The 25,169-nt window shown below is 68.0% G+C and carries 26 protein-coding genes; 17 read left to right on the top strand and 9 right to left on the bottom strand.

Annotated elements, in window-relative coordinates:
* Positions 1 to 394: 394 nt before the first annotated feature.
* The 4 genes from G154_RS19165 to G154_RS19180 form a co-directional block, all read right to left on the bottom strand.
* The gene (locus G154_RS19165; protein WP_019512084.1) at positions 395 to 1,492 is read right to left on the bottom strand and encodes a PrsW family intramembrane metalloprotease; all 1,098 of its coding nucleotides are present in this window, start codon (positions 1,490 to 1,492) and stop codon (positions 395 to 397) included.
* A complete protein-coding gene (locus G154_RS19170) occupies positions 1,489 to 2,058 on the bottom strand; it encodes a hypothetical protein (RefSeq protein ID WP_131701313.1) in 570 nt (189 codons plus the stop codon). Before G154_RS19170 ends, G154_RS19165 begins: the two co-directional genes overlap by 4 nt.
* 162 nt (positions 2,059 to 2,220) lie before the next feature.
* Positions 2,221 to 2,856 carry a LysE family transporter gene (locus tag G154_RS19175; protein ID WP_019512082.1) on the bottom strand — a complete coding sequence of 212 codons (636 nt, stop codon included), beginning with the start codon at positions 2,854 to 2,856 and terminating at the stop codon, positions 2,221 to 2,223.
* Positions 2,857 to 2,903: 47 nt separating this feature from the next.
* Positions 2,904 to 3,326, bottom strand: a complete 423-nt coding sequence (locus G154_RS19180) for a nitroreductase family deazaflavin-dependent oxidoreductase (protein WP_019512081.1) — start codon at positions 3,324 to 3,326, stop codon at positions 2,904 to 2,906.
* Positions 3,327 to 3,392: 66 nt separating this feature from the next.
* Here G154_RS19180 and hisD point away from each other — a divergent pair, with 66 nt between their 5' ends.
* The 10 genes from hisD to G154_RS19230 are packed head-to-tail and all read left to right on the top strand — an operon-like array spanning position 3,393 to position 12,461.
* Positions 3,393 to 4,718, top strand: a complete 1,326-nt coding sequence (gene hisD, locus G154_RS19185; RefSeq protein WP_031601487.1) for a histidinol dehydrogenase — start codon at positions 3,393 to 3,395, stop codon at positions 4,716 to 4,718.
* Positions 4,715 to 5,845, top strand: a complete 1,131-nt coding sequence (locus G154_RS19190) for a histidinol-phosphate transaminase (RefSeq protein WP_019512079.1) — start codon at positions 4,715 to 4,717, stop codon at positions 5,843 to 5,845. Before hisD ends, G154_RS19190 begins: the two co-directional genes overlap by 4 nt.
* Entirely contained in the window at positions 5,842 to 6,462 is a 621-nt protein-coding gene (hisB, locus tag G154_RS19195) for an imidazoleglycerol-phosphate dehydratase HisB (RefSeq protein ID WP_019512078.1), read from the top strand. The genes G154_RS19190 and hisB overlap by 4 nt, the downstream gene beginning before the upstream one ends.
* Positions 6,463 to 6,464: 2 nt before the next feature.
* Positions 6,465 to 7,091 (top strand): imidazole glycerol phosphate synthase subunit HisH, encoded by a 627-nt coding sequence (gene hisH, locus G154_RS19200; protein ID WP_031601488.1) that lies wholly within the window; start codon positions 6,465 to 6,467, stop codon positions 7,089 to 7,091.
* Between the two features lie 23 nt (positions 7,092 to 7,114).
* Positions 7,115 to 7,849: a bifunctional 1-(5-phosphoribosyl)-5-((5-phosphoribosylamino)methylideneamino)imidazole-4-carboxamide isomerase/phosphoribosylanthranilate isomerase PriA gene (gene priA / locus G154_RS19205; protein WP_019512076.1), complete on the top strand. Its 735-nt coding sequence runs from the start codon at positions 7,115 to 7,117 to the stop codon at positions 7,847 to 7,849.
* Positions 7,849 to 8,661 (top strand): inositol monophosphatase, encoded by an 813-nt coding sequence (locus tag G154_RS19210; RefSeq protein WP_019512075.1) that lies wholly within the window; start codon positions 7,849 to 7,851, stop codon positions 8,659 to 8,661. Before priA ends, G154_RS19210 begins: the two co-directional genes overlap by 1 nt.
* A 1-nt stretch (position 8,662) precedes the next feature.
* Positions 8,663 to 9,436, top strand: a complete 774-nt coding sequence (hisF, locus tag G154_RS19215) for an imidazole glycerol phosphate synthase subunit HisF (protein WP_031601489.1) — start codon at positions 8,663 to 8,665, stop codon at positions 9,434 to 9,436.
* A gap of 31 nt (positions 9,437 to 9,467) precedes the next feature.
* Entirely contained in the window at positions 9,468 to 9,812 is a 345-nt protein-coding gene (gene hisI / locus G154_RS19220; RefSeq protein ID WP_019512073.1) for a phosphoribosyl-AMP cyclohydrolase, read from the top strand.
* Between the two features lie 35 nt (positions 9,813 to 9,847).
* Positions 9,848 to 11,467, top strand: coding sequence for an N-6 DNA methylase (locus G154_RS19225; protein WP_019512072.1), 1,620 nt, complete (start codon positions 9,848 to 9,850; stop codon positions 11,465 to 11,467).
* Complete coding sequence (locus G154_RS19230; protein WP_019512071.1) at positions 11,457 to 12,461, top strand: hypothetical protein; 1,005 nt, start codon at positions 11,457 to 11,459, stop codon at positions 12,459 to 12,461. Before G154_RS19225 ends, G154_RS19230 begins: the two co-directional genes overlap by 11 nt.
* Here G154_RS19230 and G154_RS19235 read toward each other — a convergent pair.
* Positions 12,458 to 13,255, bottom strand: a complete 798-nt coding sequence (locus G154_RS19235; RefSeq protein ID WP_019512070.1) for an ABC transporter ATP-binding protein — start codon at positions 13,253 to 13,255, stop codon at positions 12,458 to 12,460. The two genes, G154_RS19230 and G154_RS19235, sit on opposite strands and share 4 nt — an antisense overlap.
* The gene (locus G154_RS19240; protein ID WP_023985760.1) at positions 13,252 to 13,923 is read right to left on the bottom strand and encodes a FadR/GntR family transcriptional regulator; all 672 of its coding nucleotides are present in this window, start codon (positions 13,921 to 13,923) and stop codon (positions 13,252 to 13,254) included. Before G154_RS19240 ends, G154_RS19235 begins: the two co-directional genes overlap by 4 nt.
* A gap of 192 nt (positions 13,924 to 14,115) precedes the next feature.
* Between G154_RS19240 and G154_RS19245 the strand changes: the two genes are divergently transcribed.
* Entirely contained in the window at positions 14,116 to 15,753 is a 1,638-nt protein-coding gene (locus G154_RS19245) for a 2-isopropylmalate synthase (protein ID WP_019512068.1), read from the top strand.
* Here G154_RS19245 and G154_RS19250 read toward each other — a convergent pair.
* Positions 15,740 to 16,195, bottom strand: coding sequence for a peroxiredoxin (locus G154_RS19250; RefSeq protein WP_023985762.1), 456 nt, complete (start codon positions 16,193 to 16,195; stop codon positions 15,740 to 15,742). The two genes, G154_RS19245 and G154_RS19250, sit on opposite strands and share 14 nt — an antisense overlap.
* A gap of 61 nt (positions 16,196 to 16,256) precedes the next feature.
* On the opposite strand from G154_RS19250, the gene G154_RS19255 reads away from it, so the two are divergent.
* The 6 genes from G154_RS19255 (at position 16,257) to lgt (ending at position 23,465) form a co-directional block, all read left to right on the top strand.
* A complete protein-coding gene (locus G154_RS19255) occupies positions 16,257 to 17,810 on the top strand; it encodes an anthranilate synthase component I (protein ID WP_019512066.1) in 1,554 nt (517 codons plus the stop codon).
* Positions 17,807 to 18,454, top strand: a complete 648-nt coding sequence (locus G154_RS19260) for a TIGR02234 family membrane protein (RefSeq protein ID WP_019512065.1) — start codon at positions 17,807 to 17,809, stop codon at positions 18,452 to 18,454. Before G154_RS19255 ends, G154_RS19260 begins: the two co-directional genes overlap by 4 nt.
* 68 nt (positions 18,455 to 18,522) lie before the next feature.
* Positions 18,523 to 19,338 carry an indole-3-glycerol phosphate synthase TrpC gene (gene trpC, locus G154_RS19265; RefSeq protein WP_019512064.1) on the top strand — a complete coding sequence of 272 codons (816 nt, stop codon included), beginning with the start codon at positions 18,523 to 18,525 and terminating at the stop codon, positions 19,336 to 19,338.
* Positions 19,339 to 19,378: 40 nt separating this feature from the next.
* Positions 19,379 to 20,632: a tryptophan synthase subunit beta gene (trpB, locus tag G154_RS19270; protein WP_019512063.1), complete on the top strand. Its 1,254-nt coding sequence runs from the start codon at positions 19,379 to 19,381 to the stop codon at positions 20,630 to 20,632.
* Positions 20,629 to 21,417: a tryptophan synthase subunit alpha gene (trpA, locus tag G154_RS19275; protein WP_019512062.1), complete on the top strand. Its 789-nt coding sequence runs from the start codon at positions 20,629 to 20,631 to the stop codon at positions 21,415 to 21,417. Before trpB ends, trpA begins: the two co-directional genes overlap by 4 nt.
* Positions 21,414 to 23,465 carry a prolipoprotein diacylglyceryl transferase gene (gene lgt, locus G154_RS19280; protein WP_019512061.1) on the top strand — a complete coding sequence of 684 codons (2,052 nt, stop codon included), beginning with the start codon at positions 21,414 to 21,416 and terminating at the stop codon, positions 23,463 to 23,465. Before trpA ends, lgt begins: the two co-directional genes overlap by 4 nt.
* Before the next feature lie 6 nt (positions 23,466 to 23,471).
* Here lgt and G154_RS19285 read toward each other — a convergent pair whose 3' ends face one another.
* A complete protein-coding gene (locus G154_RS19285) occupies positions 23,472 to 24,143 on the bottom strand; it encodes a DUF222 domain-containing protein (protein WP_019512060.1) in 672 nt (223 codons plus the stop codon).
* A complete protein-coding gene (locus G154_RS19290; protein ID WP_019512059.1) occupies positions 24,088 to 25,062 on the bottom strand; it encodes a DUF222 domain-containing protein in 975 nt (324 codons plus the stop codon). Before G154_RS19290 ends, G154_RS19285 begins: the two co-directional genes overlap by 56 nt.
* Positions 25,063 to 25,169 lie beyond the last annotated feature (107 nt).

The following is a 25,169-nucleotide window of genomic DNA, read 5'->3' on the forward strand; positions in this document are numbered from 1 at the left end:
GACCACGGCCCCCGGGATGGTGGACACCGGCCGGGCGGCATGTGTCGGCTGAGTGCGACGGAAACTCGACTGGGCTGATCATGCCGATCTTCGAGTGTCGTCGACGGTCCGGCGGCGAGCCCCGCGGCAGTCCTCGTCGGCCAGTTGTATGGGTTGTAGAACTCCGATTTCGATGTGCTCCACCCGCAGTGACAGCTCTGAAGAAAAAGACCACCGCGGTGCCTATGATTCGTACGCTGCGAGAGGATCTGGGCAGCGAGCAGGGCACGCTCACCCGGGGTGGCCCGCCGACTCGGCTATGGCGTCGAGGCGGTGCGCTCCCTGATCGACCAGACCGACGGGCCCGGTGGTCAGCTACCAGCCGCCGCGTGCCTGACCTGCCAGTTCAGTGCAGTCAGCCCGAGGACTGCAGCAGCTCGAGCGCGTCGTTCTGCGCGTGTCGCATGGCCTTCTTGGCGCGCCGTCCGCCGCTGCGCCGAGCCTGCTTGCGCAGCCGGCGCCGTGCCTTGGCCGTCGCCAGTGAGTCGAGTACCTCGTCGGGCACCGCGGCAAGGGTCCCGTCGGCGCGTCCGGCCGCGATGCGCTCGGTCACCCACTGGCGTTCGAAACGCAGCAACCACAACACCGGAATCAGGAACACCACCAGGGTGACCGCGATCTTGACCAACGCGCCGCCGATGGGTGAGTCCCAGAAGAAATGCATGAAGGAGGCCGCCGCCATCAGCGGCAGAGCGAGCAGCACCCGACGTGCATAGGACCACTGCGGCGGACCGGTGAAGGTCGGCAACAGCAGCATGACGCCCACCGCGAACAGCCCCGTGTACGCCCAGTGCGCGGGAACGGCGGTCAGCACCCGCACCAGAAGTTGGGGGCCGGCACCGGCGAGATCGGAGTCCAGGCTGTAGATCGCTTCCCGGGTGGCGTAGGTCAGATCTTCCATGACGTCGAAGCCGAACCCGACGAACATCCCGACCAGCAACGCGTGGGAAATCCGGTGGAACACCGACGAACACAGCACCAGGATGACCGCCGCGCACATGCCCTTGGATGCCTCCTCGATGATCGGCGCGGTGAGGGACGCTTCCCAGGCGGCCATCGTCTCCGGCGACAGATACCGCGACCAGACGCCGGCGAGGGCGGTGTTGCCGTTGACGGCCATCACCAATGCGGTGGTGCCACCGAGTGCGGTTCCGGCGAGCAGCGCCTGCGGGTAGCGCCGCGCGCTGCGGTACGGGTCGAATTTGAACATCAACCAGAACAGAACGACGATGAAGCCGATCCACAGGGGCGCCAACCAAAGCTGTGCGTCCATCACCATGCCGAAGGCGCTGCCGTTGGCGCTCAGCAGCAGGTAGGTGCTCACCACCAGGGTGATCACGTACAGCCAGAACACCGCTGAACGTGGCCGGTACACCACCGGCACCCGGGCAGGCCCGGCCGGGCCCGGTACGACATTCGGCGTCGACGTGGCGGGTGCCTCGGTCTGGGTCACTGCTGCTTCTCCCTGGTGATCAGGCCGGCGATGGTCTCGATGTCGGGGCCCTGGCTGGCCGGATCGGTGAGGGCGATCACCGATACGACGACATCGTCGTCGTAGAGGAAGGCGCAGGTTCCGGTGGTGTCGGTGGTCACCGCGACGCACGTGTCGCCGGAGAGCGTGGCACCGTTGCCGCTGATCACCCCGCCGTCGAGCGCGGCGCTGACCCCGTCCACGCGGTTGGCCCGCATCAGTCGCTGGGCCACCGCCGCGGGGTCACGGTCCATCCGGTCGTAGGCCTGGATCAGGACGAGGTTGCCGTCCTCGCGCATGATCACCGACGATCCTCGATCGATGATCTGCCAGCCGTCCATGGCGCCGATTGCGATGCGCTCTCCGTCGTCGGTGACCAACTCCACCGGCGTGACTTCTTCGGCATCGGCCGACCAGTCCCGCTCGGGTAGGACCGCATTAGCTGTCACCGGGATGAGCGGCACCGCGAGGATGCCGATGCCGAGTGCGAAAGCAGCGGGTTTCTGGGTCAATCGACGCCGGCGTGGCGGCGCTGTGGGATCGGCCATGCGCCAGAAGTTACGGCACACCAGCGGTTTCTGCGCGTATTTACGGTGTTGTCAGTTTACGGCGAGCGGGGACTGCCCAGCGGATGTCATCGCTGTGGCGATTCATCGGCGCGGAAAGGGCTTCCTTGGGCAACAAAATGCGCCCAAATGGGATTTGCTGGCTCAGGCGGGTGCGGCCCGGCGGACCAGTGACAGCACGACGGCAGCCAGAGCGAACATCGTCGAGATGGCGCGGTTGAGGATGGTCTGCTGCCGGGCATTGTGCAGCCAGCCGACCATCCGCCCGGCCAGGCCGGTGTAGGTGCCCATGACCGCGATGTCGACGGCGAGCATCGTCAGCCCGATCGCCAGATACTGGGGCAGCAGCGGCATGGCCGGAGTGACGAACTGGGGGAGTGCGGCCAGGAAGAAGACCAGCCCCTTGGGGTTGGTCGCGTTGACCAGGAATCCGCGCAGCACCAGAGCGCGCCGGCTGCCCGGTGTCACCGCGTCCATCTCCTCGCGCAGATCCCGCGGCGCCGTGCGCCATTGCCGGATCGCCAGGTAGGCCAGGTAGGCAACGCCGAGCCATTTGACGACCGTGAACGCGATCGCCGAATTGGCAACGATGGCACCGACACCGGCGGCGACCAACACCAGTTGCAGCATCAGGCCGATCTGCAGCCCGAGCACGCTGTACCAGCCGCGCCGTAGGCCTTCGGACATCCCGGTGGCCATCGACTGCACCGCGCCGGGTCCGGGAACGATGCTGATCGCGATCGCGGCGCCGAGGAACGCCAGCCATACCTGCCAGGTCATGGCCTCAGATTGTTCCAGGAGAGCGCAACCGGTTTCTGACGGCAGTATCAGGCGATATCGGCGACGAACACCCCGGTCTTGCGCAGCATCACCCTGGCGATGAGCGGCAGCGAGCGGTCGACCGTGCCTGCGGGCAGGACCCGCGGGTTGACCACATGCAGGTCCTTGCCCGAGACCTTGATGTCTGCGGATCCGGCGGCCAGTACGTTCTTGACCCAGTTGGTCTTGCCGTGGATCAGCCCGATCGCCAGGACGTCGCCCTTGCGGTACGCGGTGACCGGCGTCTCATAGGCGGTCCCGGAGGTGCGCCCGGTGTGCCGGATGACACTCATCCCCGGCAGCTTGCGGCTCAGCGGCGTCATCAGCGGATTGATGTATTTGATCTGGAAGTTCTCCAGCGCGGGCGGTACCAGCATCGGCACACCGGCGGCGTTATTGGGATGTTCTTTTCGTGAAGGTGACGCGGACATGACGGCTCCCGAATTCGATTTGGCCTGCTCTGGGACAATAGTCCCGTGACGTCATCAGGATCGCTCATGTCCCGCATCGACCTGCGCGGTGCGGACCTTTCCGTGGCCCGGCTACGCACCACCCTGCCGCGCGGTGGGGTCGACGTCGACGCCGTGGTTCCCCGGGTCCGTCCCATCGTCGACGATGTCATGGCCCGCGGCGCGGTGGCCGCGCTGGAATACGGTCAGTCCTTCGATGGCGTGCGGCCCGACTCCGTCCGGGTGCCCGCCGACAAACTGGATGAGGCGCTTCGGGTCCTGGATGCCGATGTGCGGGCCGCGCTCGAGGTCGCCATCGAGCGCACCCGGATCGTGCACGCCGACCAGCGCCGCACCGACACGACGACGACACTCGGTCCCGGCGCCGTCGTCACCGAACGCTGGGTGCCGGTCGAGCGCGTCGGGCTCTATGTCCCCGGCGGTAACGCCGTCTACCCGTCGAGCGTGGTGATGAACGTCGTGCCGGCCCAGACCGCCGGTGTCGACTCCCTCGTGATCGCGAGCCCGCCCCAGGCGTCGAACCCGCCGGCGTTCCAGGGTCTGCCGCACCCGACCATCCTGGCCGCGGCAGCGCTGCTGGGCGTCGACGAGGTGTGGGCGGTCGGCGGCGCGCAGGCGGTGGCGCTGCTGGCCTACGGCGGTACCGACACCTCGGGTGAAGAGCTGGATCCGGTCGACATGATCACCGGACCCGGCAACATCTACGTGACCGCGGCCAAGCGCATCTGTCGCTCCCAGGTCGGTATCGACGCCGAGGCGGGCCCCACCGAGATCGCGATCCTGGCCGATCACACCGCCGACCCGCGGCATGTCGCCGCCGATCTGATCAGCCAGGCCGAGCACGACGAGATGGCCGCCAGCGTGCTGGTGACCGACAGCGTGGCGCTGGCCGACGCCGCCGATGCCGAGGTGGCCGCCCAGCTGGAGACCACTGTGCACCGCGAGCGGGTCACCGTCGCGCTGACCGGTGCACAGTCCGCGATCGTGCTCGTCGACGATGTCGAGGCCGGGTTGAAGGTCGTCAACGCCTACGCCGCCGAGCACCTGGAGATCCAGACCGAGGATGCCGCAGCGGTCGCAGCCCGGGTGCGCTCGGCCGGTGCGATCTTCGTCGGGGCATGGTCCCCGGTGAGCCTCGGCGACTACTGCGCCGGGTCCAACCATGTGCTGCCCACCGCCGGGTGCGCCCGGCACTCCAGCGGATTGTCGGTGCAGACGTTCCTGCGCGGTATCCACGTCGTCGAATACGACGAGGCCGCGCTCAAAGATGTTGCCGGTCATGTGATCACGCTGTCCAAGGCGGAGAATCTGCCCGCCCACGGCGAGGCCGTCCGACGGAGGTTCGAGCAGTGAGCGCGGCCAAGATCACCCTCGAGGACCTGCCGCTGCGGGACAGTCTGCGCGGCAAATCTCCCTACGGTGCACCGCAATTGGCGGTACCCGTGCGGTTGAACACCAACGAGAACCCGCACCCGCCCACCCAGGCGCTCGTCGACGACGTCGCCGAGTCCGTGCGTGATGCCGCCGCCGAACTGCACCGCTATCCCGATCGCGATGCGGTGGCACTGCGCACCGATCTCGCCGAGTACCTGCGCACCCAGACCGGCGTCGACGTCGGCGTCGACAACGTCTGGGCGGCCAACGGATCGAATGAGATCCTGCAGCAGCTGCTGCAGGCGTTCGGCGGGCCTGGCCGGCGCGCCATCGGTTTCGTGCCGTCCTATTCGATGCACCCCATCATCTCCGACGGCACCCAGACCCAATGGCTGGAGGCCGCCCGCGCCGAGGATTTCGGCCTGGACATCGATCGTGCCGTCGCGGCGATCACCGAGCACCGCCCCGACGTGGTGTTCCTGGCCAGCCCGAACAACCCCTCGGGCCAGAGCGTCACCCCGGACGAGCTGCGCCGGGTGCTCGACGCCGCGCCCGGTGTGGTCATCGTCGACGAGGCATACGGAGAGTTCTCCTCCCAGCCCAGCGCCATCGGGTTCATCGCGGACCATCCGGCCAAGCTCATCGTCACCCGCACCATGAGCAAGGCATTCGCCTTCGCCGGCGGCCGGCTGGGTTACCTGATCGCCGATCCCGCCGTCGTCGACGCGATCCTGCTGGTCCGGCTGCCGTATCACCTGTCGGTACTGACGCAGGCCGGCGCGCGCGCCGCGCTGCGCCATGCCGACGAAACCCTGGGCAGTGTGCGGACGCTGATCGCCGAGCGTGTCCGGATCGCGGCGGCGTTGTCCGGCATGGGTTACCGCGTGATCCCCAGCGACGCCAACTTCGTGCTCTTCGGTGGCTTCGCCGATGCCCCGGCCGTCTGGCAGCGCTATCTCGATGCCGGCGTGCTGATCCGCGATGTCGGCGTGCCCGGCTACCTGCGGACCACCGTCGGCCTCGCCGAAGAGAACGATGTGTTCCTCGATGTGAGTGCCACGATCGCCGAATCCGGCGTCCTAACGCAGAACCAAGGAGTCTCATGAGCCGCCGGGCCAAGGTCGAACGCAAGACCCGCGAATCGGACATCGTCGTCGAGATCGACCTGGACGGCAGCGGTCAGGTCGACATCACCACCGGCGTGCCGTTCTTCGACCACATGCTGACCGCGCTGGGCAGTCACGCCAGCTTCGATCTCACGGTGCACGCCAAGGGTGACACCGAGATCGAAGGCCATCACACCATCGAGGACACCGCCATCGTGCTGGGCCAGGCACTCGGGCAGGCCCTCGGCGACAAGCGGGGTATCCGCCGCTTCGGTGACGCCTTCATCCCGATGGACGAGACGCTGGCCCATGCCGCGGTGGACGTATCCGGCCGACCGTACTTCGTGCACACCGGCGAACCCGATTACATGGTGGAGTTCACCATTGCCGGATCCGGTGCCGGTGCGACCGCGCCCTATCACACCGTGATCAACCGGCACGTGTTCGAGTCGCTGGCCTTCAACGCCCGCATCGCGCTGCACGTGCGCACCCTCTACGGTCGCGACCCGCACCACATCACCGAGGCCGAGTTCAAGGCCGTCGCCCGCGCGCTGCGCCAGGCCGTCGAGTTCGATCCGCGGGTCACCGGTGTGCCCTCGACCAAGGGCACGTTGTAACCGTGGGACTTTCGAAGAAGGTGACCATCCTCGACTACGGCTCCGGGAACCTGCGCTCGGCGCAGCGCGCCCTGGAGCGCACCGGCGCCGAGGTCGAGGTCACCGCCGACCCCGCCGCGGCGCTGCAGGCCGATGGTCTGGTGGTGCCCGGCGTCGGCGCGTACGAGGCGTGCATGGCCGGGCTGCGTGCGATCGACGGTGAGCGCCTCATCGACGAGCGTGTGGCGGCCGGGCGGCCGGTGTTGGGAATCTGCGTGGGAATGCAGATCATGTTCACCGAGGGCGTCGAGTTCGGGGTGCAGACCCGCGGCTGCGCCCAATGGCCCGGTGCGGTGACGCGCCTGGACGCGCCCGTCATCCCGCACATGGGGTGGAACACCGTCGACGCACCATCGGAGAGCACCCTGTTCAAGGGCCTCGACCCCGACACCCGGTTCTACTTCGTGCACTCCTATGCGGCACAGACCTGGACCGGCTCCGCCGACGCGACGCTGACCTGGGCGACACATGAGGTGCCATTCCTGGCGGCCGTCGAGAACGGCGCGCTCTCGGCCACCCAATTCCACCCCGAGAAGAGCGGCGACGCCGGTGCGACGCTGCTGCGCAACTGGGTCGACAGCCTCGATTGAGACGACAAGTAAGGTAACCGCACGTGTCATTGATTCTTCTTCCCGCCGTCGATGTCGTCGAGGGACGGGCGGTACGCCTCGTTCAGGGCGTGGCCGGCAGCGAGACCGAATACGGCTCGGCCCTGGACGCGGCACTGGGCTGGCAGCGCGACGGCGCCGAGTGGATCCATCTGGTCGATCTGGACGCGGCCTTCGGCCGCGGTTCCAATCGTGAACTGCTCGCCGAGGTCGTCGGAAAACTCGACGTTGCCGTGGAACTGTCGGGCGGTATCCGCGACGACGAATCGCTGCGCGCCGCGCTGGCCACCGGGTGCCGGCGGGTGAACCTCGGGACCGCAGCGCTGGAGAACCCACAGTGGTGCGCCGCGGCGATCGCCGAGCACGGTGACAAGGTCGCCGTCGGTCTGGACGTGAAACTGGAGAACGGCGAGTACCGGCTGCGCGGCCGCGGTTGGGAGACCGACGGCGGCGATCTGTGGCCGGTGCTGGATCGCCTTGTCGGCGAGGGCTGTTCGCGCTTCGTCGTCACCGATGTCACCAAGGATGGCACCCTCAACGGTCCCAACCTGGAGCTGCTGGCGTCGGTGACCGAGCGCACCGACGCGCCGGTGATCGCCTCCGGTGGCGTGTCCAGCCTCGATGACCTGCGGGCCATCGCCACCCTGACCGACCGCGGGGTCGAGGGCGCCATCGTCGGAAAGGCGCTCTACGCAGGGCGATTCACCCTTCCCGAGGCACTCGGCGCGGTCAGCGGCTGATGCTCGAATCCGAGCAGTTGGCCGGCCTGGTCGCGACGGCCACCCAGATCCTCGACGAGGCGTCGGGCCAGTTCGTGGTAGGTCATCGCGCCGACTCGGCGGTGCGCAAGCAGGGCAACGATTTCGCCACCGAGGTGGACCTGGCCATCGAGCGGCAGGTCGTCGCGGCGCTGACCGAGCGCACCGGCATCGGGGTGCACGGCGAGGAGTTCGGCGGGGAACCGCTGGATTCCGAGCTGGTCTGGGTGCTCGACCCGATCGACGGCACGTTCAACTACGCGGCAGGCTCACCGATGGCCGCGATCCTGCTCGGGCTGCTGTACAAGGGGACTCCGGTGGCCGGGCTGACGTGGCTGCCGTTCGTCGGTAACCGATACACCGCCATCGTCGGTGAGCCGTTGCGCGACAACGGCACCGAGCTGCCCACCCTGGGCACCACCGGGCTTGCCGAATCCATCATCGGTATCCAGACCTTCAACATCGACTCGCAGGGCCGGTTCCCCGGCCGCTACCGCGTCGAGGTGCTCGCCAACCTGAGCCGGGTGTCCTCGCGGATCCGCATGCACGGGGCCACCGGGGTCGACCTGGCCTATGTGGCATCCGGAATCCTGGGTGGTGCCATCAGTTTCGGTCACCATGTCTGGGACCACGCGGCCGGTGTGGCGTTGGTGCGGGCAGCCGGTGGGATCGTCACCGACCTGGCCGGGCAACCGTGGACCATCGAATCCAAATCGGCGTTGGCCGCCGCGCCCGGTATCCACCAGGACATCCTGGAGCTGGTGGCCGCCGCCGGGGCACCGGAGGATTACTGAAATGGCGATTGCAGTCAGGGTGATCCCGTGCCTGGACGTCGACGACGGCCGGGTGGTCAAGGGTGTCAACTTCGAGAACCTCCGGGATGCCGGTGATCCGGTCGAGCTGGCCGCGGCCTACGACGCGGCCGGGGCCGACGAGCTGACCTTCCTGGATGTCACCGCGTCCTCGTCGGGACGCAGCACCATGCTCGAGGTGGTGCGTCGCACCGCCGAGCAGGTCTTCATCCCGCTGACAGTGGGCGGCGGGGTCCGGTCGGTCGCCGATGTCGACATCCTGCTGCGCGCCGGCGCGGACAAGGTGTCGGTCAACACCGCCGCCATCGCCCGGCCCGAACTGCTCGCCGAGTTGTCCCGTCAGTTCGGCTCGCAGTGCATCGTGCTGAGCGTGGATGCCAGGACGGTGCCCCCGGACCAGGAGCCGACGCCGTCGGGCTGGGAGGTGACCACCCACGGTGGGCGCCGGGGTACCGGGATCGACGCCGTCGAATGGGCTCGCCGCGGTGCCGAGCTGGGTGTGGGGGAGATCCTGCTGAACTCGATGGATGCCGATGGCACCAAGGCGGGTTTCGATCTGCCGATGCTGCACGCGGTCCGCGAGGCCGTCTCGGTGCCGGTGATCGCCAGCGGTGGAGCCGGTGCGGTGGATCATTTCGCCCCCGCCGTGCACGCCGGTGCCGACGCGGTGCTCGCGGCCAGCGTCTTCCATTTCGGTGAGCTGACGATCGGTGAGGTGAAGGCCGCGATGGCCGCCGACGGCATCGAGGTGCGATGAGCGCTTGCGCGAAGAGCCGAGGACTGAGCTGATGGCTCTCGACCCCGCCATCGCATCGCGGCTCAAACGCAACGCCGACGGACTGTTCACTGCGGTCGTCCAGGAGCGGGGCAGCGGTGACGTCCTTATGGTGGCCTGGATGGACGACGATGCGTTGGCCCGCACGCTGGAAACTCGCGAGGCGACCTACTTCTCCCGCTCGCGCGGCGAGCAGTGGATCAAGGGCGCCACGTCCGGCCACACCCAGTACGTACATTCGGTTCGGCTGGATTGTGACGGGGACAGCGTGCTGCTGGAGGTCGATCAGGTGGGCGGCGCGTGCCACACCGGTGACCACAGTTGTTTCGACGCCGACCGTTTGCTCGGGGACGGCTGACCGGTTTTGTCGGTGCCATCGTTGAGAATGACGGGGTGACCGAAGACAGCGCTGCCGCACGCAAGGCGCGTGGCGCGTTCTTCACCCCGACGTCGATCACCCGGTACCTGGCCGACTGGGCCGTCCGGGGCCCCGCCGACACGGTATTCGAGCCCTCCGCCGGCGATGCGGCCTTCCTGGTCGCCGCCACCGAACGGTTGCGCGGTCTGGGGGTCGAAACCCCCGAGTTGCACGGTGTCGAGATCCACGCGGCCAGCGCGGCCACCGCCCGGCGCCGGGTGGCCCAGGCCGGTGGCAGGGCGACGGTCCGCACCGCCGATTTCTTCGATGTCACCCCGCGGCCCACCTACACCGCGGTACTGGGCAACCCGCCCTATATCCGGTATCAGGATTTCCGCGGTAAGCAGCGGGCCCAGTCGCGCCGCGCGGCGCTGCACGCGGGGGTGACCCTCTCGGCATTGGCGTCCAGCTGGGCGGCGTTCACGGTGCATTCCGCGCTGTTCCTGGCTCCCGGTGGCCGGATGGCGCTGGTGCTGCCTGCGGAACTGCTCAGCGTCAACTATGCCGCCGCGGTCCGCAAGTTCCTGTTCGACCGGTTCGCCAGCGTCGAGCTGGTGATGTTCGACGAGCAGGTATTCCCCGGGGCGGAGGCCGATGTGGTGCTGCTGCTTGCCGACGGGTTCGACGCGGGCCCCTCCGGGCACGCCGTCATCCACCGTGCCCGCAACGCGGATTCGCTGAATACCAAACTGGTACAACGACACTGGTCACCCGAAGATCCCTCGGATAAATGGGTCAGCGGCCTGATCGGGCAACGCCCCGTCGAGGTGTTGCATGGCCTGCAGGCCGCGGGGCACTTCGACGTGTTGGAACGCTGGGGTGAGACCACGCTCGGCATGGTCACCGGCAACAACGGCTACTTCGCATTATCGCCGGAGCGCGTCGCCGAACTCGGTCTCGACGACGCTGACCTGCTGACGCTGTCGCCGCCGGGCAGCGCACATCTGCGCGGGCTGGCGCTCTCGGCCCAGCACCTCAGCGCCCTCGGCGCCGAAGGGCGTGCGGTGCACCTGTTCCGGCCCGGTGACCGACCCTCGACCGCCGCGCAGCGGTACATCGCGGCGGGCCAGGCCGCCGGGGTGCACCTCGCGTACAAATGTCGGGTTCGCACACCGTGGTATCGCGTGCCGTTGCTCGCCCCGGCGGACCTGCTGCTGACCTGTATGAACGCCGACACGCCGCGGCTGGTCACCAATCGCGCGCACGCGCATCACCTGAATTCGGTGCACGGGGTGTACCTGCGCGCCGAACACGCCGCTCTCGGCCGCGACCTGTTACCGCTGGCCGCGTTGAACTCGGTGACGGTGTTGCACGCAGAGATGGTGGGGCGCGCCTATGGCGGCGGCGTGCTCAAGATCGAACCGCGAGAAGCGGACCGCTGGTTGGTGCCCGCGCCCGAGGTCGTGGCGGGGCGAGCGGCCGAGCTTCGGGCGGTGCGGCGCAGCGTGGCCGCTCTGCTGTCGCGCGGCAGGCTGCTCGATGCGGTGGCACTGGTCGACGACGCGCTGGCTCTGGAAGCCGATCTGGAATCTGTTCGGGCGGCTCGTCATTCGCTGGCAACTCGCCGGGCGGTAAGGTCGCGCCGTGCCCGCTGAACCGTCCACGAAGGCCACCGCGTGGGCCATTTTCGACCGGATCGTCGCCGATGCCGCGCCCGATGGCCAGTACACCAACCCGTGGATCCGCACCGGTGACGCGTTGAGCTTCGAGCCCGACTTCCGGGTGTTGCGCAAGCTGCTGGGTGTGCCGTTGTACCTGGGTGCACCGTCGACCACCGGCGTGCCCGCCTTGGCGCTGGATGTGTGGATGGCCTACGAGTTGCGCCGTGCCGGCTTCGATCCCGACGCGGTCTGGCCGCGCGCGACCGACCCGCGCATCATGCCCGGTGCGATCTCCCATCTGCTGCAGGCGCTGCCGGTGCGGGAGCGGCAGCTGATCGAGCAGCGGTTGCGGCGCTCGATGAAGGGCGTATCCGCTTCCAGCGCAAGTGTTTTGGGCAAGCATTACATGAAGCAGGTCGATGTCATCATGTCCGACTGGGATACCGGTCCCGAACTGCTGATCAGCACCAAGCGGATGGATTCCAGCTTCGGCAAGAACGCCGCGAACCGCGTCGAGGAGAGCTACGGCGATGCCAAGAACCTGCGGTTACGGCACCCGCTGGCGGCGCTCGGGTTCGTCTACGGGTTGCGCTCGACGATCCTGACCTCCGAGCCCGACAAGGCGGAATGGATGGTCGATCTGCTCGGCAAGCTCGGTACCGAGGATGACGCGTACCACGCGGTCGCGTTGGTGATGATCGACTATGACGACGGGGTATCCGCCATCGGGGAGACCCCCGGCGATGAGGTCGACAGCATCGAGAAGGCGGACCCCGACGTCCTGTTCGAGATCGTCGATGTCGAGACGGCGGCCGTCGATCAGGCTGTGGCGGCGCTGCCCAATGTCGTGATCCGCCACGATGCGGTGCCCGCCAACCTGCAGCCCTCGCGTTTCCTGGCGACGATGGCCCATCGGGTCATCGACACCGCGCCCGTGACGCGCCACCGTGAGGCGCGGCGCCGCCGCAACGCCGCCGCGCAGAACTAGCGTCGCGCCCGTGCGCGGGTGGCCCGTGCGCTCCAGCGGCCGTCCTCGAACCCGACGGTCACCGGATGTCGGAAAGCCGCGCTGACATGCTCGGTGGTCAACGTCGTGACGGCAGGCCCGCTGGCCACGGTGCGACCCTGACCGATCAGCACGGCGTGGGTGGTGCTGATCGGCAATTCCTCGAGGTGGTGGGTGACCAGGATCGACGCCATCTCCGGATGCGTGTGGGCGAGCGTGTCGATGGTCTCCAGCAGCTGTTCGCGCGCCGCGACGTCCAGGCCGGTGCTGGGTTCGTCGAGCAGCAGGAGCTTCGGATCGGCGATCAGGGCGCGCGCGATCAACGTGCGGCCGCGCTCACCATGGGACAACGTCGGCCACACCGCGTCGGCGCGGGCGATGAGCCCGACGGTGTCGATCAGTTCGTCGGCGCGGCGGATCTGTTCGGCGCTCGGGGTCCAGCGCGCCGCGGTGTCGACGGTGGCGGTCACACCGGTCAGCACCACCTCACGCACGGTCAGCGGGTACTGCAGCCGGTGCCGGGGGTTGACGTGGCCGATCGAGCGACGCAGGACTGTCAGATCGGTGGTGCCCATCCGCGCCCCCAGGATGGTGACCGTACCGCTGCTCGGAAACGTCACTGCCGCACAGAAACCCAGCAGGGTGCTCTTACCCGCCCCGTTCGGACCGAGCAGTGCCCAGTGCTCGCCGGCCTGCACCGTCAGCGAGATGCCGTCGATGATCTGCTTACCGTCCCGGCGGAAGGTGACATCGGCGAGCTCGAGGACGGGCGTCATGAGAAGGTCTCCCGCAGTGTGCTCAGGTGGGTTCGGCTGGCCGCGGATGCGGCAGCGGCCGAGCGTGCGGTGATGGCGTCGGCCAGTTCCCGGTGGCAATCGTGGTCGGCGGCCGCGCTGGCGACGGGTGCGATCTTGAGCATGTCGATCATGGCGGCGCGAAGTCGCGGCAGGAAGGCGTCGAACAGGCCGAGCAGCACCTCGTTGTGAGCGGCCGCGATGACCGCACGGTGAAACGCCATATCGGCATCGACGTGGTTGGGGATCGATCGGCCCTCGACGCCGCGGGCGGCCAGCGTGCGGCGGATCTCCCGCAGATCCGCCGGTGTCCGACGGTCGGCGGCCAGCGCGGCGGCCTCGGACTCGATGGCGATGCGCGCCTCGACGACGGTCGCGATGGTGGCGCGACGCAGGACGACGTCCCAGTCCTCGGCGGTGTCCAGTGCGGTGACGAACACGCCGGCACCCTGCCTGCTTTCGACGACACCACGGCCGGCGAGTTCTCGGATGGCCTCGCGCACGGTGGAGCGCCCCACGCCCAGCTGGGCGGCCAGCGTCGTCTCACCTGGTATCCGGTGCCCGAGCGGCCATTCGCCGTCGCGGATCCGGTTCAACAGCAATTCGGCGGCCTGCGCCGCCAGCGGGTGTCGTTGCACCTGGCTCACCATCATGGTGACCTCTCTACTTGTCTGAGGAGTCGTGTACAGTCTAGCCATCATGACGCGCCAGCTTCTCCTTCGCCGCCTCGACAGGGTCTGACCGACCGGCCCCCTGTCGTGGGGCTTCGTCGCGCCGGTCGGAACTTCGCCCGACCGACAAGGAAAACGCTCGTGAACTGGAACCGTCAACAACCCTCTCCGATGCCGTGGCACCGCTACACCGACATCTACGATCGTGCGGAAGTGCCACTGCGGCAACGTCACTGGCCCGACGCCAGGCTGGTTCAGGCGCCGCTGTGGGTGCCCGTGGATCTGCGTGACGGCAATCAGGCGCTCGCCGAACCCATGGACCCCGCGCGCAAGAAACGGTTCTTCGAACTGCTGGTCGCCATGGGATACAAGGAAATCGAGGTGGGGTATCCGTCGGCGTCGCAGACCGATTACGACTTTGTCCGGCTCATCGCCGAATCCGATATAGCGCCCTCGGACGTCACCATCGTGGTGTTCACCCCGGCCAGGCGCGACCTCATCGAGCGCACCGTGGAATCGGTGCGCGGTATCGGCAACGATGTGGTCATCCACCTGTACACCGCGACCGCGCCGACGTGGCGGACCACCGTGCTGGGCAAGGACCGTGCCGAACTGCGTGAGTTGATCCTCTCCGGCGGTCGCGATGTGCTCGAGCTGGCCGGAGAACACCCCGGGATTCGCTTCGAGTTCTCCCCGGAGGTGTTCAACCTGACCGAACCGGACTACGTCCTGGAGATCTGCGATGCCATGACGCAATTGTGGTCGGCGACCCCCGATCGCCCGGTGATCCTGAACCTGCCGGCCACCGTCGAGGTCGCCTCGCCCAACGTCTATGCCGATCAGATCGAATACATGCACCGAAATATCGCCCGCCGGGACAGCGTCATCCTCTCGGTGCACCCGCACAACGATCGCGGAACCGGCGTTGCCTGTGCCGAACTCGCGGTTCTGGCCGGCGCGCAGCGGGTGGAGGGGTGCGTTTTCGGCAACGGCGAGCGCACCGGCAATGTCGACATCGCCACGCTGGCGCTCAATCTCTACGCCCAGGGTGTCGACCCCGAGATCGATTTCTCCGATATCGACGAGATCGCCCGCACGGTCGTCCATTGCACCCGGATGCCGATCCACGAGCGGCACCCGTACGTGGGCGATCTGGTGCACACGGCGTTCTCCGGCACCCACCAGGACGCCATCAAGAAGGGGCTGGCCGAGCACCGGGACAGGGCCGCGGCGACCGGCCGGCCGGAAGGCGACATCGAGTGGCGGGTGCCGTATCTGCCGATCGACCCGGCCGATATCGGGCGCACCTACGAGGCGGTGATCCGGGTCAACTCACAGTCGGGCAAGGGCGGTATCGCCTATCTGCTGCAGGCAGACCACGGGCTGGACCTGCCGCGCCGGCTGCAGATGGATTTCGCCCGCCGCGTGCAGATACGCACCGAACAGAGCGGGGTGGAGATCGACTCCGATGAATTGCTGGAGTTGTTCGAGGATGCCTACCTGCGGGCGGATGGTCCGGTACAGCTGAAGGACTGGCACACCGGCGCCGACGGCAATACCGCGATCACCCTCGTCGTCGACGGGTGCGTGCGCACCGGGACGCACACCGGCATCGGGCCGGTCGAGGCGCTCACTCGGACGCTGGCCACCGTGGGTCGTCGCGTCGACATCCTGAGCCTGACCCAGCAGTCGATCGGCGCCACGGCCGTCAGCTATCTGGAGCACCGGGCCGGCTGGTCGTGCGGGCGCAGCGATTCGGTGCTGGGCGCGTCGATGGCCGCGGTTCTGCACGCGGTCAACGCGACCTGAGCACCTCCAGTGCCTTGTCGGCGTGGGTGTCCATGCTGAGCTCGCTGGAGATGACGTCGAGTATCCGGCGGTCGGTGTCGATCACGAAGGTCGTGCGCTTCACCGGCATGAACTTGCCCAGCAGCCCGCGCTTGACGCCGAAGGCGGTGGCGACGGCGCCGTCGGCATCGGAGAGCAGCGGGTAGTCGAAACGCTGCTGTTCGGCGAACTTGGCCTGTTTGTCGACCGGATCGGTACTGATGCCCACCCGGGAGGCGCCGATGGCGGCGAACTCGCTGGCCAGGTCGCGGAAGTGACAGGCCTCCTTGGTGCACCCCGGCGTCATGGCTGCGGGGTAGAAGAACAGCACGATCGGACCGTCGGCCAGCAGCGCGGTCAGACTGCGGGCAGTACCGGTCTGGTCGGGCAGTTCGAACTCGGCCACCTGGTCGCCGGTCTTCAGATGAGTCACGGCTGCCCACGCTACGCCCGGTGCGGGTTCGGCGTCTGGGAGGATTGGCCGCGTGCAACGACCAACGCCCGCCGACACCCTGGCCGTCACGACCGCGCGCGCGGACTTCCGGGACCTTGCCGCCGGCCATCGTGTGGTGCCGGTGACCCGCAAGGTGCTCGCCGACAGCGAGACCCCGCTGTCGGCCTACCGGAAGCTGGCCGCCAACCGGCCGGGCACCTTCCTGCTGGAATCGGCGGAGAACGGCCGGTCTTGGTCGCGTTGGTCGTTCATCGGAGCAGGTGCGCCGTCGGCGCTGACGGTGCGCGACGGCGAGGCCGTCTGGCTGGGCACCACCCCGCAGGGGGCGCCGTCGGGTGGTGACCCGCTGGCGGCGCTGCGGACGACGCTGGATCTGCTGGCCACCGCGGCACTGCCCGGGCTGCCGCCGTTGTCCTCCGGCCTGGTCGGGTTCTTCGCCTATGACCTGGTGCGGCGGTTGGAACGGCTGCCCGAGCTGGCCACCGACGACCTCGGCTTGCCGGACATGCTGCTGTTGCTGGCCACCGATATCGCCGCCGTCGACCACCACGAGGGCACCATCACCCTGATCGCCAACGCGGTGAACTGGAACGGCACCGACGAACGCGTCGACGAGGCCTACGACGATGCGGTGCGGCGCCTCGATGTGATGACCGCCGCGCTGGCCGAGCCGCTGGGATCCAGCGTCGCTACCTTCAGCAGGCCGGTCCCGCAGTACCGGGCCCAGCGCAGCGTCGAGGAGTACACCGCCATCGTCGAGAAGCTGGTCGGCGATATCGAGGCCGGTGAGGCCTTTCAGGTGGTGCCCTCGCAGCGTTTCGAGATGACCACCTCCGCTGACCCACTCGACGTCTACCGGATGCTGCGCGCCACCAACCCCAGTCCGTACATGTACCTGCTCAATGTGCCCGACGCGCAAGGCGGGCTTGACTTTTCGGTGGTCGGGTCCAGTCCGGAGGCACTGGTCACCGTCGCCGACGGCAAGGCGACCACTCATCCGATCGCCGGCACCCGGTGGCGCGGGGACACCGAGGAAGAGGACCTGCTGCTGGAAAAGGAGCTGCTCGCCGACGAGAAGGAACGCGCCGAGCATCTGATGCTGGTGGACCTGGGCCGCAATGACCTCGGGCGGGTGTCGGAACCGGGCACGGTTCGCGTCGAGGATTACAGCCATATCGAGCGCTACAGCCACGTCATGCACTTGGTGTCCACGGTCACCGGGCAGCTCGCCGAGGGCAGCACCGCGCTCGACGCCGTCACCGCGTGCTTTCCGGCGGGCACCCTGTCCGGCGCGCCCAAGGTGCGGGCCATGGAGCTCATCGAGGAGGTCGAGCTGACCCGGCGCGGCCTCTACGGCGGGGTGCTGGGATATCTGGACTTCGCCGGGAACGCCGACTTCGCCATCGCCATCCGGACCGCGCTGATGCGCAACGGCACCGCCTATGTCCAGGCCGGCGGGGGAGTCGTCGCCGACTCCAACGGCCCCTACGAGTACAACGAGGCGACCAACAAGGCCAAGGCGGTGCTGGCGGCCGTCGCCGCCGCCGAGACGCTGCGCGAGCCGCTGCAGACCGAGTCGTCATGATCAGGGCCGCACAGGGGTTGCTGGTTCTGGGCGCTCTCGCACTGTGGGTGGCCTCGCGGTTGCCGTGGGTGCAGATCAGTTCGGCCGACGGTCTCGGCCAGCCGAAGACCACGACGCTCAACGGCGCCGCCTGGTCGACCGCGCTGGTGCCGCTGGCGCTGGTGCTGCTGGCCGCCGCCGTCGTCGCGCTGGCGGTGCGGGGACGGCTGCTGCGGGCGGTGGCGGTGCTGGTGGCCGCCTGTAGTGCCGGGATCGGCTACCTGGGGGTCAGTCAGTGGGTGATCCACGACATCGCGGTGCGCGCCGCCGGGCTGGCCGGGGTGCAGGTGGCGGACCTGGTGGGATCGCAGCGGTTCCATGCCGGCGCGGGCACGGCGCTGCTCGCGGCGGTGATCACGCTGGTCGCAGCCGTGATCTTGATGCGCTCGGCGGGTACCGGCACGGCGGCCGGGGCGCGCTACGCGGCGCCGGCAGCGCGTCGCGAGGCCGTACGCGGTGAGGCTGCCGACGGTACCGCGGGCATGTCAGAGCGGACCATGTGGGACGCCATCGACGAGGGGGCCGATCCCACGGTGGCGCCGGCACCGGCACCGGCGGATGAGCACAACGAACCGGGCGGCGAACCGGACAACAAGGGTCGGTGATGGCAGGTGCAGCGATGGCGACTAACCTTCATGGGAACGCTCCGACCGATCGCAAAGGACCAAGGCCAATGACGGCGACCGTGCTCGACTCCATCATCGAAGGAGTCCGCGCCGACGTTGCCACCCGGGAAGCCGTGGTCAGCTTCGCCGATATCAAGCAGCGGGCCAAGGATGCGCGCCCGGCGCTGGATGTGATGGCGGCGCTGCGGGCGCCGGGTATCGCGGTGATCGCCGAGGTCAAGCGGGCCAGCCCGTCGCGCGGGGAGCTTGCCTCCATCGCGGATCCGGCGCAGCTCGCGACGGCCTATGAGGACGGCGGCGCTCGCATCATCAGCGTGCTGACCGAGGAACGGCGTTTCCACGGCTCGCTCGACGATCTGGACGCGGTCCGTGCCGCGGTGTCGATCCCGGTGCTGCGCAAGGATTTCATCGTCGGGCCGTACCAGATTCACGAGGCGCGCGCCCACGGCGCGGACATGCTGCTGCTGATCGTCGCGGCGTTGGAGCAGCGGGCACTGGAATCGATGCTCGATCGCACCGAATCGCTCGGGATGACCGCCCTTGTCGAGGTGCACACCGAGGAAGAGGCCAACCGCGCGCTCGATGCCGGGGCCACCGTCATCGGTGTCAATGCCCGTGACCTGAAGACCCTCGAGGTCGACAGGGACTGCTTTGCCCGGATCGCCCCCGGTCTGCCGACCGATGTGATCCGGATCGCCGAATCGGGCGTCCGCGGTACCGCCGATCTGCTGGCCTATGCCGGTGCAGGTGCCGATGCGGTACTGGTCGGCGAGGGGCTGGTGACCAGCGGCGACCCGCGCGGGGCGGTATCAGAGCTGGTCACCGCGGGTGCCCACCCGTCATGCCCGAAACCTTCCCGCTGACTCAACCGATGAGCCGCTCACTCGAAGAGGCGTTGTGAACATGGGCGATATCTCCGGATTGCCGAACACCAGTGCTGCACTGGCCGAACCGACCAGCCACGATCCCGATGCCAGGGGTCATTTCGGTGCCTACGGGGGCCGACTGGTACCCGAGGCGCTGATGGCCGTCATCGAGGAGGTCACCGCCGCGTATGAGAAGGCGCGCAGCGATCAGACATTCCTCGACGAGTTGGACCGGCTGCAGCGTCACTACAGTGGACGTCCCTCGCCGATGTACGAAGCGGAGAACCTGAGCCGCCACGTCGGTGGCGCGCGGATCTTCCTCAAGCGAGAAGACCTCAACCACACCGGATCTCACAAGATCAACAATGTTCTCGGGCAGGCGCTGTTGGCCCGCCAGATGGGCAAGACCCGGGTGATCGCCGAGACCGGGGCCGGTCAGCACGGGGTCGCGACCGCGACGGCGTGTGCGCTGCTGGGGTTGGAGTGCGTCATCTACATGGGCGCGGTCGACACCGCTCGACAGGCGCTCAACGTGGCCCGGATGCGCCTGCTGGGTGCACGGGTGGTCGCGGTGGAGTCGGGTTCGGCCACGCTGAAGGACGCCATCAACGAGACCTTCCGTGACTGGGTGGCCAACGCGGACAACACCTATTACGCGTTCGGCACCGCCGCCGGACCGCACCCGTTCCCCCTCATGGTCCGTGATTTCCAGCGGATCATCGGTTTGGAATCCCGCGTCCAGATCCAGGAGCAGGCCGGCAGGTTGCCCGACGCGATCGCCGCGTGCGTGGGCGGCGGTTCCAACGCCATCGGCATCTTCCACGCCTTCCTCGATGACCCTGGCGTGCGGCTGATCGGTTTCGAGGCCGCCGGTGACGGTGTGGAGACCGGGCGGCATGCGGCGACCTTCGCCGGTGGTTCCCCCGGTGCGTTCCAGGGATCGTTCTCCTACCTGTTGCAGGACGAGGACGGCCAGACCATCGAGTCGCACTCGATCTCCGCGGGCCTGGACTATCCGGGCGTGGGGCCCGAGCACGCGCTGCTCAAGGATGTCGGGCGCGCCGAGTACCGGCCGATCACCGATACCGAAGCGATGGACGCCTTTTCGCTGTTGTGTCGCACCGAGGGGATCATCCCGGCCATCGAGTCGGCCCATGCGGTGGCGGGTGCGGTCAAGCTTGCCGCCGAGCTCGGTCCGTCGGCGATCATCCTGGTGAATGTGTCGGGCCGCGGCGACAAGGATGTCGAGACGGCCGCAAAGTGGTTCGGATTGCTGGGGGATGACGCGTGAGCCGATTGTCGTCGGTGTTCGAGACCTGCCGCGCCGAGGGTCGCGCGGCACTGATCGGTTATCTCCCCACGGGATTTCCCGATGTGGACACCTCGATCGAAGCGATGACAGCGCTGGTCGAATCCGGTTGCGACATCGTCGAAGTCGGCGTGGCGTACTCCGATCCCGGGATGGACGGACCGACGATCGCCCGCGCCACCGAGGTGGCACTGGCCGGCGGGGTGCGTGTGCACGATGCGTTGCGAGCCGTCGAGGCGATCAGCAACGCCGGTGGTGCTGCGGTGGTGATGACCTACTGGAATCCGGTGCTGCGCAAGGGCGTCGAGACGTTTGCCCGCGACCTGGCCAACGCCGGCGGGCTCGGTCTGATCACCCCGGACCTGATTCCGGACGAGGCCGATGACTGGATCGCGGCGTCGGAGTCCAACGGCCTGGATCGGATATTTCTCGTGGCGCCGTCCTCGACACCGGAGCGGCTGGCCGCGACCGTGCAGGCCTCCAGCGGATTCGTCTATGCCGCTTCGACGATGGGCGTCACCGGCGCGCGTGACGCGGTGTCCAACGCCGCACCGGAGCTGGTGAGTCGGGTCAAGGCCATCTCGGATATCCCGGTGGGGGTCGGGCTCGGCGTGCGTTCCGGACAGCAAGCCGCCGAGATCGCGGCCTATGCCGACGGTGTCATCGTGGGCTCGGCGCTGGTGTCGGCACTGGATGACGGCGTCGATGCGCTGCGAACGTTGACCGCCGAGTTGGCCGATGGTGTGCGGCAGGCGGTTCGCGCATGACGGTGACCACGCTGGCCTATATCCCCAGTCCGGATCAGGGTGTGTGGTTCATCGGCAGCGTGCCGCTGCGGGCGTACGCGCTGTGCATCATCGCCGGCATCGTCGCCGCGCTGGTGATCGGTGATCGCCGCTGGGCCGCGCGCGGTGGTGAACGCGGCGTCATCTACGACATCGCGCTGTGGGCGGTGCCGTTCGGTCTGGTCGGTGGACGGCTCTATCACGTGATGACCGACTGGCCTACCTATTTCGGTGAGGGTGGCGCCGGTCTGGTCGCTGCCTTCCGAATCTGGGACGGCGGTCTGGGGATCTGGGGCGCGGTCGCGTTGGGTGCGGTGGGCGCGTGGATCGGGTGCCGTCAGCGGGGGATTCCGTTGCCGGCGTTCGGTGATGCGATCGCACCGGGCATCATCCTGGCCCAGGCCATCGGTCGGCTCGGTAACTACTTCAATCAGGAGCTGTACGGTCGCGCGACGACCGTGCCGTGGGGCCTGGAGATCTACGAGCGCCGTGATGCGGCCGGCTTCCGGGACACGCTCAACGGTGTGTCGACCGGACAGGTCATCGGTGTGGTGCACCCGACGTTCCTGTACGAGCTGTTGTGGAACCTGCTGGTGTTCGCGCTGCTCATCTGGGCCGACCGTCGGTTCAATCTCGGCCATGGCCGGTTGTTCGCGCTGTATGTGGCCGGGTACTGCGTCGGTCGGTTCTGTGTCGAGCTGTTGCGCAGCGATACCGCGACCCTGATCGCCGGGATCCGGATCAATTCGTTCACCTCGACGTTCGTGTTCATCGGCGCGGTGGTCTACATCATGGTCGCGCCCAAGGGACGCGAGGCGCCCGAGACGCTGGTGGGTAAACAGGCACAGCAGGTGTCGGTGGACGACCTGGACACCACGGTGATCGCGACGGCAGGTGCCGCAGGTGGTGCTACCGCCGCGGTGGCGGTGGCGGATCCGCCGGACACGAAGGTGGCTCTCGACGAGCAGGAGACCGAGGTCGCCGAAGCCGCCGATCGTGCCGATGTCGACGAGGTGGCCGTCGAGACCGCGGTGCTGGAGATCGCCGAGCCCGACGGTGAGCCGGAACAGACCGATGACGAGGTCGAGGGCGTCGACGTCGAAGGGTCGGCCGAGGCCGAGGCGGCCGATGAGTTCGAGGTCGAGGCTGAAGCGGTCGAGGACATGTCCGTTGAGGACTCAGCGTTCGAAGAGGGTGAGCCTGCGGCCGAGGCGGCAGCCGATGATGCTGCGGCGGTCGATGAAGACGATGCGTTGCCGAGCGGTCCGGAGGCCGAGTTGCTGGCGGTGACCGGTGTCGAGCCCGATTCTGCGGGTGAGGTCGAGGTTGTCGATGAAGCTGACGGAGCCGCGGCTGAGGCTGAGGCGGTCGAGACTGCTGAGGACAAGACGTCGGAGGCGTCGGTTTCCGAGTCGTCGGAGACTGAGTCGGCCGAGGCCGATTCCGTGCCTGAGCCGGTTTCCGAGTCCGCCGACGAGGGTGAGCCTGTGGCCGAGACGGCAGCCGATGAAGACGATGCTTTGCCGAGCGGTCCGGAGGCCGAGCTGCTGGCGGTGACCGATGTCGAGCCCGATTCTGCGGGTGAGGGCGAAGTTGTCGATGACGCTGACGGAGCCGAGGCTGAGGCTGAAGCGGTCGAGACTGCTGAGGACGAGGCGGCAGCCGATGATGCTGCGGCAGCGGATGAAGACGATGCGTTGCCGAGCGGTCCCGAGGCCGAGCTGCTGGCGGTGACCGATGTCGAGCCCGATACCGCGGGTGAGGTCGAGGTTGTCGAGCCCACCGAGGATGATGAGTCGGAGCCTTCGGAGGCTGAACCGGCGGAATCCGACTCCGATGCAGCCGAGGCTGCCGCTGAAGAGCCGGCCACCGAGGCCGGGGAAGCCACAGAGTCGGAATCCGAGGACAGCACAAAAGCGGACGACAGCGCCGAAGCCGAAGCTGCCGCTGCGCCGGACCACACCCCTTTTTCGACAACCCCACTCACAGCTCGCGAACCCCGCAAAAGGTTCTGGCAGCGCCGGCGCTGAGTACCCCTACCGCTCCTCACCGGAGTCGTCCTCTCGCCGTCGTAGGAGTTCTTCGGGATGGTGGTAGTGGTTGACAGTGTCCTGCCCGATATCGAGCAACGGCGGCGGATGCCAGTGCACGCGGCCGTCCGGGCCGATGCTGGTGGTCCACCCGGTATCGAACGCCATCTGATTATCTGCGGCACAACCCAATCCGAGTCCCGTGATATCGGTCTGCCCGCCTGCGCTCCAGTCTTGTTCGGCGTGCATGCCCTGGCAACCCGCTCCACTGACCGGGCAGTTGGGCATGGTGCAGCCTCGGTCGCGGCTGATCATGACCAGTCGTTGAGCTTTGGAGGCCAGGCGTTTGGAGCGGGCGAGGTAGAGCGGTTCGGCGGTGTGCTCACGGTAGATCAGCAGGTAGTGGTGCGCGTGCGCGGCGAGGCGGATGAGGTCGCGCATCGGCATCGTGGTGCCCACCGAGGTGTGGGCGATCCCCGCCGCGGCGTGTAGCTCGGCCAAGGTGGTGGACACCACCACGGTGACCGGTAACCCGTTGTGCTGGACCAATTCTCTGGACATCAACGCGTTGCGGACGACCGCCTTGAGTGCATCGTGATAGCGCTGGGAGGCGCCACAGGTATCACGACCGGCCGCGCTGCGGGGGTCGACATCCAGTGCGGCACGGCGCCCCTGCAATTCGTCGAACGGTACCGGCGCGGGGCTCGGGTCGGCCAGCGCCGCGTCCAAGTCGGCACGGCGCTGCTCGAACGGTTCGGCCGTGGGCCGCAACGGTCGGCGTAGCGGGCTGAATGGGCACAGCGGGTGCCGGTGCAGGCAGACCGTCTGTATGGTCCAACGGGTTCGGCGAGGGATTGGAAACCGGCGCTTCGTCGGCGGGATTGTTGATCCCCGGAGCGCCCCATACCTGATTCACCGTCTTGAGGTAGGCGCCCAGCTCCGGATCGACCCACCCCGAGATGCGGATCAACCCGTCGGGATCCTGGCGTCCCAAGGTGATTCCGCGTTCGTGGGCGGCGATATCAGGACCATCGCCATCGGGGTTGAGCGCGCACACCGCGTAGTCGGCGACCTCACGCAAGGTGCGCGGGGTGATCCGGGTAGCCGCCTCGACCAGATCGGCCTCCAGTTGTCCGCACCGCTGCCGGGCGGCGTAGCGGCCGGCCCGCTCCACCGCGGTGCGGATCTCCTGCACATGCTCGAGGTTGATGGTGCCCTCGGCCAATGCCGCGGCACATGCGGGCAGGGTCGGCAACAACACCTGCCCGTCTAGGCTGTGGCGTGGCCCGAGGTCGGCGGCATCGCGTAGCCGGTGGGCGGCCTCGGCCTCCGAGATCCGCAGCCGGATGGTCAAGATCTGGGCCCAGGTGCGGGCACCGATTTCTTTGGGCGTGCTCTGGGCCTGTAGCGCAGCCATGATGCGGTGGTCGAGCGCGGCGGTGGTGCGGGCGCGGTGCTCGCGCTGAGATTGCAGCGTCAACAGATCCGCCGGCGACAGGCGGGTGACGTCGAGGGCGGCCAGCTGCTCACAAGCGGAGTCGTAGGCATCGAAGGCCGCCAACACGACCTCTCGATCCGCCACCCCGTTCGCCAACATGTTCGAATTCTAACGCCGGGGTCTGACATGACAGGGCGTTGTCCACAGGTTGCGAAGCCATCCACAGATAGAGAAAAACTACTGGCGCCCAACCGGTTTCAGGGGTA

This window comes from Mycobacterium sp. VKM Ac-1816D, from assembly GCF_000416385.1.
Taxonomy (GTDB): domain Bacteria; phylum Actinomycetota; class Actinomycetes; order Mycobacteriales; family Mycobacteriaceae; genus Mycobacterium; species Mycobacterium neoaurum_A.

Excerpts from the sequence above, each read along its gene's own strand:
- hisB (WP_019512078.1), top strand. The coding sequence starts at position 5,842 with ATGAGCCGCCGGGCCAAGGTCGAACGCAAGACCCGCGAATCGGACATC.
- G154_RS19245 (WP_019512068.1), top strand. The coding sequence starts at position 14,116 with ATGCCGTGGCACCGCTACACCGACATCTACGATCGTGCGGAAGTGCCA.
- G154_RS19210 (WP_019512075.1), top strand. The coding sequence starts at position 7,849 with ATGCTCGAATCCGAGCAGTTGGCCGGCCTGGTCGCGACGGCCACCCAG.
- lgt (WP_019512061.1), top strand. The coding sequence starts at position 21,414 with ATGACGGTGACCACGCTGGCCTATATCCCCAGTCCGGATCAGGGTGTG.
- G154_RS19235 (WP_019512070.1), bottom strand. The coding sequence starts at position 13,255 with ATGACGCCCGTCCTCGAGCTCGCCGATGTCACCTTCCGCCGGGACGGT.
- trpB (WP_019512063.1), top strand. The coding sequence starts at position 19,379 with ATGGGCGATATCTCCGGATTGCCGAACACCAGTGCTGCACTGGCCGAA.
- G154_RS19240 (WP_023985760.1), bottom strand. The coding sequence starts at position 13,923 with ATGGTGAGCCAGGTGCAACGACACCCGCTGGCGGCGCAGGCCGCCGAA.
- hisD (WP_031601487.1), top strand. The coding sequence starts at position 3,393 with ATGTCCCGCATCGACCTGCGCGGTGCGGACCTTTCCGTGGCCCGGCTA.
- G154_RS19170 (WP_131701313.1), bottom strand. The coding sequence starts at position 2,058 with ATGGCCGATCCCACAGCGCCGCCACGCCGGCGTCGATTGACCCAGAAA.
- hisF (WP_031601489.1), top strand. The coding sequence starts at position 8,663 with ATGGCGATTGCAGTCAGGGTGATCCCGTGCCTGGACGTCGACGACGGC.
- trpC (WP_019512064.1), top strand. The coding sequence starts at position 18,523 with ATGACGGCGACCGTGCTCGACTCCATCATCGAAGGAGTCCGCGCCGAC.
- hisI (WP_019512073.1), top strand. The coding sequence starts at position 9,468 with ATGGCTCTCGACCCCGCCATCGCATCGCGGCTCAAACGCAACGCCGAC.
- G154_RS19180 (WP_019512081.1), bottom strand. The coding sequence starts at position 3,326 with ATGTCCGCGTCACCTTCACGAAAAGAACATCCCAATAACGCCGCCGGT.
- G154_RS19290 (WP_019512059.1), bottom strand. The coding sequence starts at position 25,062 with ATGTTGGCGAACGGGGTGGCGGATCGAGAGGTCGTGTTGGCGGCCTTC.
- G154_RS19175 (WP_019512082.1), bottom strand. The coding sequence starts at position 2,856 with ATGACCTGGCAGGTATGGCTGGCGTTCCTCGGCGCCGCGATCGCGATC.
- G154_RS19260 (WP_019512065.1), top strand. The coding sequence starts at position 17,807 with ATGATCAGGGCCGCACAGGGGTTGCTGGTTCTGGGCGCTCTCGCACTG.